This is a genomic window from Gemmatimonadota bacterium (genome assembly GCA_026706845.1).
In the GTDB taxonomy this organism is placed as follows: domain Bacteria; phylum Latescibacterota; class UBA2968; order UBA2968; family UBA2968; genus VXRD01.
Map to the genome: position 1 here is coordinate 1 of JAPOXY010000122.1, position 9153 is coordinate 9153.

The 9153-nt window shown below is 53.5% G+C and carries 8 protein-coding genes; all 8 read right to left on the reverse strand.

Going from position 1 to position 9153, the window contains the following annotated elements; all coding sequences use genetic code 11:
• Positions 1-424, reverse strand: a 424-nt coding sequence (locus OXG87_11855; protein ID MCY3870244.1) for a hypothetical protein, incomplete at its 3' end; no start/stop codon positions are given.
• Between the two features lie 28 nt (positions 425-452).
• The gene (locus OXG87_11860; protein MCY3870245.1) at positions 453-2159 is read right to left on the reverse strand and encodes a hypothetical protein; all 1707 of its coding nucleotides are present in this window, start codon (positions 2157-2159) and stop codon (positions 453-455) included.
• A gap of 2 nt (positions 2160-2161) precedes the next feature.
• Complete coding sequence (locus tag OXG87_11865; GenBank protein ID MCY3870246.1) at positions 2162-3337, reverse strand: Gfo/Idh/MocA family oxidoreductase; 1176 nt, start codon at positions 3335-3337, stop codon at positions 2162-2164.
• Between the two features lie 34 nt (positions 3338-3371).
• A complete protein-coding gene (locus tag OXG87_11870; protein MCY3870247.1) occupies positions 3372-5669 on the reverse strand; it encodes a DUF4962 domain-containing protein in 2298 nt (765 codons plus the stop codon).
• 11 nt (positions 5670-5680) lie between these two features.
• A complete protein-coding gene (locus OXG87_11875) occupies positions 5681-7012 on the reverse strand; it encodes an aminotransferase class III-fold pyridoxal phosphate-dependent enzyme (GenBank protein MCY3870248.1) in 1332 nt (443 codons plus the stop codon).
• Positions 7013-7015: 3 nt separating this feature from the next.
• Positions 7016-8023, reverse strand: a complete 1008-nt coding sequence (locus tag OXG87_11880; protein ID MCY3870249.1) for a zinc-binding dehydrogenase — start codon at positions 8021-8023, stop codon at positions 7016-7018.
• Between the two features lie 56 nt (positions 8024-8079).
• Complete coding sequence (locus OXG87_11885; GenBank protein MCY3870250.1) at positions 8080-8373, reverse strand: hypothetical protein; 294 nt, start codon at positions 8371-8373, stop codon at positions 8080-8082.
• Positions 8373-9104 (reverse strand): phytanoyl-CoA dioxygenase family protein, encoded by a 732-nt coding sequence (locus OXG87_11890; protein ID MCY3870251.1) that lies wholly within the window; start codon positions 9102-9104, stop codon positions 8373-8375. The genes OXG87_11885 and OXG87_11890 overlap by 1 nt, the downstream gene beginning before the upstream one ends.
• Between the last annotated feature and the right edge of the window lie 49 nt (positions 9105-9153).

The following is a 9153-nucleotide window of genomic DNA, read 5'->3' on the forward strand; positions in this document are numbered from 1 at the left end:
CCCCATACCAGAGGCTCCCTTCCATCAGATTATCCGCAGCCTCGCGGGCGGCCTCCAGTACCTGCGCGTAGAGCTGGTCCCTGTACTCCATCACCGTTCGCGAAGGAAAATCTCTCCAGTACCGAGAAGAACTCGGCATCCTCGGTCCCCCGTGGGTGTGCGAGGCATTGAGCATCACACCATCCGCCGGACAGCCAATCGCCTTTCCAACCTGCTCCAGAAAACCCGACACACTTCCGTCATTCGGAAATGTGCATATATCTGCAGCACCCAATAGTGCGCGCTGTCCTCCCTCTTCCATCACAATCGCTGTAAACGTCAGGGGATCGTTCACCCCATCGTTCGTATCTCGCCTTGCTGCGTACCCGTGCATATGAGTGTAAAGCGGCGGGGTAATATCTCTGCGGCCAATACCAAAACGCATTGCGATCTCCTCCATTGGTGACAGCGCTTCATACGCTCCCATACATAATACTAACCGATATAGTCCTTGCCCCAGCCGGTATAGACACAAGCGCGAGGTCCTCCCCGTAGCGCCGAACCGTCTGCCACTCTGCACGCTCCCCGTCCAGCATCACCTCAGCAAGAGATGTCTCCGAGTTTTTCACTGGGATCGCAAGACAAAGCGCGTCGTGTGATCTTTCCCCCTCAAGCGCGAATTGCAACCTGCATCCCTGCCGGGTCATCCCGTTGAACCGCCACGTATCGCGCGCCTCCCAGAACGCCAGCCACTCGTCGAAAGACCAGATGGGAAATCGCCTCTCATTCGCCTGGCGAAGCAATTCTCGTCCTTGCGACCGCGAAAACCTCACCCAGTTGCCGGGGTGGATACACACCCCATAGGGCGTGTGAAAGCGGGTCTCGATATCCGAGAAAATCCGGTCCAGCACACCGGCAAAGACCTGTGGCGACAGCCGGTAGGAATATTCTGCGGTCCCGAACATAATATCATCTGCAAGCTGCGTATGTTGCTGAAAGACATTGAGCACCCGACCATCTGGCCAGCAGAAACGCATCGGCATAGCACCTCCAAACGCAGCATACGGCGCATCCTCCCGGCTGTATCCATACGTGCCGGAAAAATAATTCCCATCCATACCCACACCCAGTTTCTCCATAACCTCCACAGGTTCCAGATATCCGGCCCATGCTGTGCAGTGATTCCGCAGGGACCGCGCGGGCGTATCAAACCGGTCTTGAAACATTCGGATCTGTCGCTCGAACTCTGTTAGACGTTCTGATATAGAGCACCCGTCCAGCGGTCGGAGATTCGGATGCGGCCCCACATCGTGCTGAACGCGGTACCTCTCCACGTCTGACATCGTAGATTGGGTCCTATTCGGAATAAGATAGAGATTCATGCGCCCGCCTGCGGCTGCCACACACTCGAATTCCGCATCATTGCTCGCCACGTCCGCATTATCTTCATCACCGGAATAAAGGAGGATGCCGGGTGCCATCCCCGGCAGATGCGACAGGAGCGGCACAGGACCCGGCAGGTAACGCCGCACCGTATCCACAAGGAGCCTGGAAAGCAGGTCAGCAAAGGGAACCCAGCCAGAGTCCAGAGGCCCGATATCAATCGCCAAGCTGGAGGGACGGGCGCACCCGGTCCCTTCGGGAATCACCTCGGCGCGATTCGGATCGCCCTGCCGTAGCAATAGGACACAAAGAGCCAGATCAAACGCGAACGCCACGATCCTCCCCTGCCCAACCGCTGTTTCCGTAATCCCGACCCTTTCTCCTTCATAGCGGTCTGTATATGAAAAATAGCCCAACACCCGAACCTCAGGTGCCGGGCTATAGTTATTCGCACGGCCCACAATTGGAAATCGCTCTCCCGCTATGCCCGCAGCCGGGTAAGCGGTAACGCGCAGCCGCAGTGGCACGTCCTTTTCCCCCTCATACACAAGTCCGGCTGCCTCAGCCAGAGGTCCCTCGGGCAAAAAGCAGATCACCGTCCCACCCCGGCGCACAAAATCAACCAGAGAACTACTACTTTGAGACGCAGGACAAACCACCACTGGCGCATCTTCGGGATCCAGCTCTGAAATCCGGTCCGGCTCCACCACCTCGTACAGGACCAATCCCCACGTATTGAAAATCTCGGCAAGGTAAGCCGAAAGATCAGGTCCATCGGATAAAATGCCGACACGCATGCTCAGACTCCTTCTGGCATCTGCCCGGAAGATCGCATCTCATTCGGACGAAAATCGGGAACTTTCATCAACTCGGTTCCCCGGGGAATGGACTCCGCAGCCAGAACCGCAGGTGCCGCCGTCTCCATCGCCCTGTACACATCGAACTCCAGGGGTTTATTTCCAACTACGGCATTCCAAAAAGCAGTGTGGACGTAATAATCTGCATCCCCGTGACCGCTGCCGTGCGCCTCTGCAGGCGCGTCAGTGCGCTCGAACTTCCAGTCCACTTCAGCCAGATCGTGCATCTGGGAATCCGCCAGCCACATCAGGGGACGTCCCTTTTCCGACCGTTTCCACTCCATGCATCCCCTCGTCCCGATGATCTGGTACCAGTGATGCCCCCTGCGACTCGGAATCTTCTGAGTAAACCCGGTCACCATCCGCAACAGCCTGTCCTTCTCCGTCTTCATCAATGCGACCTGAATATCAGGTTGATCGATCTCTGGATGCGAATAGCTGGGAGACGCAGTGCTCATCGCCGTTACTTCAATTACCCGGTCGTCTAATACCTTCAGCATCGGACTCAACTCGTGCGGAAGATAGTGAATTGGAGGCATCAGGTGTAGCCACGTAGGCTCTGCTTCTGGATGCGCCGAAAGCTCTTCCACGCTGCACTGCTCGCCTGTCTTATAGTCCTGAAAAAACTGGCGAGTGCCGTAATATCCGATATACTGCCCCTCGCAATAGGTCACCCGCCCCAAACGCCCCTCAGCCACCAGATCTCGCCACGCCTCCACAAACCCCCAATAACGCGTCTGTTCTGCAAGCTGATAAACCCGCCCCGTGCGTTCTGCCGCAGTCACAATCCGCCAGCAGTCCTCCATTGTATGTGCGGCGGGCACCTCCATATTCACATGCTTTCCCGCCTCCAGAGCCTGCGCCGCCATCGCCCCCTGATCCTTCCGACGAACGACCAGACCGACTGCGTCCATATCCTCATAGGCCAGAAAATCCTCGTAATCGCTGAAAACCCTGACATCGTTTCGGTACTCGATCAGAGATAACGCCCGATCGTGCAGCGGTTCAATCCAGTCGTAGAGTGCGGTAATGCGGTAGCCCGGTATCTTTAGCAAGGTATTGATCCAGTGCCGGGAACGATGTCCCAATCCGGCAATGCCGATGCGTATTTCATCCATCTCTCACCCTCTTCTTTCCAGAGACCCGCGAGGCTCAACACAACGTTGCCACCACAACACCGTTTTGATCTCTTTTCTCCGCGCGCAATGTCTCACCCACCCAGACCTTCAACTCGCCATTGGGCAACGGCACCACTATAGTTCCATCGTCCACCAGAACCGGATCACCTTCGGGCACATCCCCCGCCCTGTGCGGTCGCAATACCGCAATAAATGTGGCATCTTTACGCGGCATCGTCGTCTCTGCCGTCACGTGATATTCCCTGAGTTGAACGCGCTCCCTCGGTGGTGGGTCAAACTGATCTGTCTGACTGATTTTCAAATTTTCTGGACGCAGCAGAGACACCACACAGCCCGCACCACCCGTCGTGATTTTTAGCGTCTGCCCCTCGATATCCATTTCCGTTTCAGCGTGCAAATAATACTGAAATACCGAAGCCTCTCGTGCCACTACCGTATCGCAAATCACCACCGCATCGGGTTTGGCAAACAAAATCTGCCGCGTAAATTTCTTCAGCTTTCCCCCGTATGCCGGAGCGGCTTCGCCAACCACATAATCAAATACATCCGACGTTTGAAAATCCAGAATTTCACCCATTGCTGCAGCCTGGTTGCGCAACTGACTCTCGCCATTTACACCAATGCAATTGGTTGACTTTGTATGGTGCATCCAATTCTTGTGGTGGTCGCTGCCGTGAATATCGCGCTCCCCTGTGTGGATCAATAAACGCTCGCCAAAAGCAAATAGCGAAAACGAATTTTGCGCGTCAAACCCGTGACTCTGTGATCCCAATGGACTGCTTTTAAAAATGACCGACACATTGTTTTTCCCATCCCTCAAATCCGAATTCATCGCCACCAACCCCGTGCCGCGAAAACATTTTGAAGCAGGCAAATCCACCGGTGCTTTTGCGCACACTTCTGGCAACGCACCCCGCACAAAATCGATATAGAGCGACCGACCAGCGCCCACGGCATCCAACCGACGCTCTCTCGTCTCCTTTTTCACTTTCTCCGGGTGCATATCCACATACCACTGCCAGTATGGATTGCGCGCCTGAGCCGCCAGCGTGCGCATCAAATCGCAATTTTGATCCGACGTTCTCATCGTCGTCAAATCGCCTATGCCACCCCCTCGCGTACCGGGAGGCTGAAAATACATCGGGAAATCGCCAGCACGCGCAAAATACGGTTTGCAGTACGCATCAATCCCCATTGCCGCCTGCATGATATCCGCCCACCACGTAAAGCGCTGAACATAACTCGCCCAGTATTGCAATCCCTGGTGCCAACCACCATCCTCATCGCACCACGCGGGATACACGGCGCCAAATACATTCATAGCGAACCACACCCACTCCTCCGCCTCGGGAATCTCATCCAAAAACGCCACACCAATCTCACCCAAAAAATGCCAGGCACGACCGGCATGGCTGCCATAAGGATGCCACAAATAGCGCATCTCAGTCGCCAGATGATCGTACATCTCCTGCCCCTGCACCTTCATCACCGCGCGGCATATCTCGCGCTCTTCTTCGCTCAACAAATCGTTCACAAATGTATAGGTGCGGCAAAAATAGTAATTATAAGGCATACCAGCTTCGTCATTATACCGATAGCCAGTCGCCCCCAGGGGATCCCATTTGGCACACGCCAGCAGCAGTTCTTTCGCCTTCTCACCGTAGTAATCCTGCCCACCCAAAAGCCGCGTAAAAGCCAGCGTCGCCGCGCTGTTTAACACGCGAATCGTGTACATCCGGTTTCCCCACCAGATCTCCCGCCATTCCTCACTCAGAACAACAGTCCCCTCGGGATACAGGGGCGGTTCTTTGGTAGATGGCATATCGGCCAGGATATCTTCGCATGTTGCGACCAGATCGTCGTAAATCGGTTTCAGGTCTCCCCGTGCCCGTGTGCGCAAGCTATCCAAATCCTCTGGACGCACAAACAGGCGCGGATGGCTCTTTGGGATGCGCCCGATCAATTCACTGCGTTTGGGCAAGGGCAATGCATTTGCATTCTGGGCAATCACAAAAGCGCGCCCCGAACTCCAATCCGACACCTGTCCACACCCATCGACAAATCGGAATCGCCAATACCATTGCCCCGATTCAAACACCTCTGCTGGGCGATGAACCGTATATGTCACGCCCTTAGCCTCGTACGCGACCTTTGAAAAATCCGCGACCCGCGCACACTGGATATCATAGCTCGCAGCATTCTCCTGCGGGCGCCACACAAATGCCGGTGGCGTCTCCTCTGTCGTCACATTTTCCGGTCTAAATCCCCATTCCCCCGGCTGTGCAGGCCTTTCGTCAATTGTCAATGCCATTTTTTACTCCTTTATCGGACGATCCGGCGGAAGGGTTCCGAGTGCAGATCACAAATGAGCAGATCGTCGATAGAATCATTTTCAAGCCCCTGCTTTATGACGCGCAAAGAGGCTTCAACCGCGTCAGCCGTAATACGCACATCTTCTTCTGTATGTGCAAGCGTAGGACCAAAACCCATGTAACAATGCACACCCCGGCGAGCCATCTCCTGAATAAAAAGCGTCTGAACCTTGCCGCGCAACGCCTCATCGGGCAAATCGAGCACCAGATTAGGCGTTGCGGGAAACCCCTTGCAAGAACCCGAAAGACCAGCAGACGAGACAGCTTCGTCAATTGCCCTGGCTACTTTTTGGCCCATTTCGGCCAGATGTGTCTCGCTATCGCGCCTTTTGAGTTCGCGGATGGTGGTCAGCGACGCAACAGGACCGACATTATCGCTCCAGTACGAACTGGAAATAAACATCGCTTTGGCGGGTTCCATCGCCTCCCGAGATCCAACAACAGCCCCCATCGGATAACCATTGGACATGCCTTTGGCAATCACCGTGATATCTGGCGTAACACCCAAATATTTCTGCATACCGCCAATAGACTCGCGCCAACCGCAGGAGACTTCGTCGAAGATGAACAGAGCGCCGTGCCTGCGGGCAAGCTCTTTGGCCCCTTCGAGATACCCCTCTTCGGGCCACTCAGACCGAGCGGGTTCCATCATAACAGCGGCAACCTCGCCCTGATATTCGTTCAGTAAACGGCCGAGCATATCGAGATCGCCATAGGTAAATGGAATCGCTGTTCCCGCCAGAGCACGCGGCACACCAATCGGTTCAATACCGGCAAAGGGATATTCTCCACTCTCGGGATCGACGAGATAATTTGCCGATTGATACCAATCGTGCCACCCGTGATAACCGCAAAAAAGGATAACATCTCGATTTGTCGTACCCCGAGCAATACGCGCAGCCACCGCACAGGCTTCCCCTCCCCCCTTTGTATAGCGCACCATTTCAGCACTCGGTATGGTATTGATCAATTCATCTGCAAGCTCAATTTCGAGCGCGCTGTTCATGGAATGCAGACTACCCAGATCTATCTGCTTTTTTACAGCACCATCGACAACGGGATCTGCATAGCCCAAAATAATAGCCCCCAAAGCGCGAATCCAATCGATATACTCGTTGCCGTCAACATCGACAAATCGCGCGCCTTTTGATCGCGCGACATAGAGAGGACTGACCCCATTTGCAACCCGGTCAGCCCTTCGGCTGATGAGCTGTGTCCAACCCGGAATGCGTTCTCCCGCTTTCTTATACAGTTCTAACGATTTTGTGACATCATGTGACATAGCCTATTCCCGCCAATTAAAAATGACACCCAGCATAGATTTTTCACGCACGTAGGCCATTTCATAAGCCTGGACCATTTCCGTATAATGCAAACGGTGCGTAATAAGACGGCTGGGCTGAAGTTTTTTTTCTGCCATAAGAGAAAGAACGTGATCGCAATGACCCAAATGACCCGATGCATCGGCATGCGGATATAATTGGGCATCCTCTCCATGCACGGCAATCAGAGATATCCCCTTGGCGTAAAACCATTCCATTGCCAGAGGGTTAAAGTCAAGCGGTGGTTCGCCCCGCCCCAGAAGACTGACGATAGAGACCCGGCCATTTTGCCGCACAATTTCAACAGATGTTTTGAAAGCCGGCCAGGGATTCGCTGTCAGAATAACCAGATCAATACCTCTTCCATTTGTAAAAGCGTCGAGTTTCTCTTCGAGATCTGGATCGTCTGATAAATAAGCCGCGTGGGCACCCATTTGCTTTGCCATATCTAACCTGATGGCACTATTTCCAAGCCCTACGACGCGGGCACCAAACAGAGGACCTAAAGCGACTGCCCCCAGACCGAGAACACCCAGACCAACAACGGCGACATTTTCGCCGGGTCTAAATAACGCTTTGTGATAGCAATGTGCGCTGAGCGCATAGAGGTGTGCATACACAGCATCTTCATCGTCGGCATCAGGGGGTATTTTGAAGATGTCACCAAACTGGCTTATGATGTATTCAGATTGGTGAGGCTGAGTCGCCACAACGCGATCGCCAACCTCAAAGCGCGTGACCCCGGCACCAATACCGCGAACAATACCCAGATTGCTATCGCCAACGAATCGCGGATAGTCCGGCGCACCTGGTACGCGATCTGCGCCTTCAAAATTACCCCGATCTGTTCCAATTTTAAACGCGCTGATCTGCGTTTCAACCCAGACATCATCAGCACCAAGCGCGCTTGTATCAAGCGGGTGCTCTTCAATGCGAAGGTCCCGCGGACCGTGGAGTATGGCTTTTTTCATGGATTTTGATCGCTTTCAGTAAAAGATAAACAGCTATTCGTAAGGCATCTAAGCCATTATATCGCCTCTTGAAGAAGTGCCAATCCCACCTCATCAACCTCCACGCGCACAACCTGAAGACCTTCCTCGCGCAGTTTTGGCAACACCGATTCCAGTGCGGCCTCGAACGATTTAGCTTCTACGGTACAATTCGCAATCGGTGTTCCAGATTGTATAACGAGCGTAAAATCCAGGACACTTTCTGGCGCTGCACCATTCTCACCAAAATACCCATAGAGCCGATCAGTCTTATCCAGATCAGGCTCAGTCGCAAGCGTAAGCATAAATTCATAGACTCGCATTGTCTTCATCACTTCGGTGCATCTCCATACACATTAAATCCCATCCGATCCTCACCGCGCACCAGATGAAGGTGATACCTTTTGTAACAGCGCACAATCGGAATGGTAATGCGTATGGCCAATCCCAGGCGTCGGCGATCAGACGTATTGGCTGCTGAGTAGTGGAGCATGCGCTCGGTGAATAGGAAAAATTGTCCGGCTTTCATTTTCATCTTCACAACGCGATCCGGGTCAACACCGATGTGATCGGGGTCGCCCTGTTCGCGAAAAGCCTGTTCAGGCGTTGCTTTAATGTGCGGAATCATTTTTCGGTGCGACCCCGGCATAAGCTGAACACAACTGTTGCTGACATCTGTATCGTCAATGGCTAACCAGGCAGAAACATTGATACCCGGTTCTATTTCGGTGGACCAGAAATTCATATCCTGATGCCAGGGAATTTCTTTGGCACCGGGGGGTTTGTTAAAAAAGTTGGATTGCCAGAGCACGATATCCGGACCGAGGATGCCTTCTATCCGATCCATAATTGTCGGATGTGTACACAGATCGTAGATCGTTCGATTATCGAGATGCCGCGCTTTTTGCCGATTGACGTGAAACGGGCCTTCGGCTTCAAAAATTTCACGCTCAACAACAGGCCGAATCCGATCCATTTCTTCTGGCGAATGCATCGTATATGGCCCGAGATACCCCTCGTCGTGAAAGAACCGCACATCTTCTGGTGTTAATCGATAGGACATTTTTTCTCTCCCTTAAACAAAAGTGACCTCTCCCTTAATCTGGCTCATA

What these genes read in the sequence shown, in the direction of transcription:
- OXG87_11860 (MCY3870245.1), bottom strand. Translation starts at nt 2,159, where the DNA reads ATGCGTGTCGGCATTTTATCCGATGGACCTGATCTTTCGGCTTACCTT.
- OXG87_11865 (MCY3870246.1), bottom strand. Translation starts at nt 3,337, where the DNA reads ATGGATGAAATACGCATCGGCATTGCCGGATTGGGACATCGTTCCCGG.
- OXG87_11875 (MCY3870248.1), bottom strand. Translation starts at nt 7,012, where the DNA reads ATGTCACATGATGTCACAAAATCGTTAGAACTGTATAAGAAAGCGGGA.
- OXG87_11870 (MCY3870247.1), bottom strand. Translation starts at nt 5,669, where the DNA reads ATGGCATTGACAATTGACGAAAGGCCTGCACAGCCGGGGGAATGGGGA.
- OXG87_11890 (MCY3870251.1), bottom strand. Translation starts at nt 9,104, where the DNA reads ATGTCCTATCGATTAACACCAGAAGATGTGCGGTTCTTTCACGACGAG.
- OXG87_11885 (MCY3870250.1), bottom strand. Translation starts at nt 8,373, where the DNA reads ATGAAGACAATGCGAGTCTATGAATTTATGCTTACGCTTGCGACTGAG.
- OXG87_11880 (MCY3870249.1), bottom strand. Translation starts at nt 8,023, where the DNA reads ATGAAAAAAGCCATACTCCACGGTCCGCGGGACCTTCGCATTGAAGAG.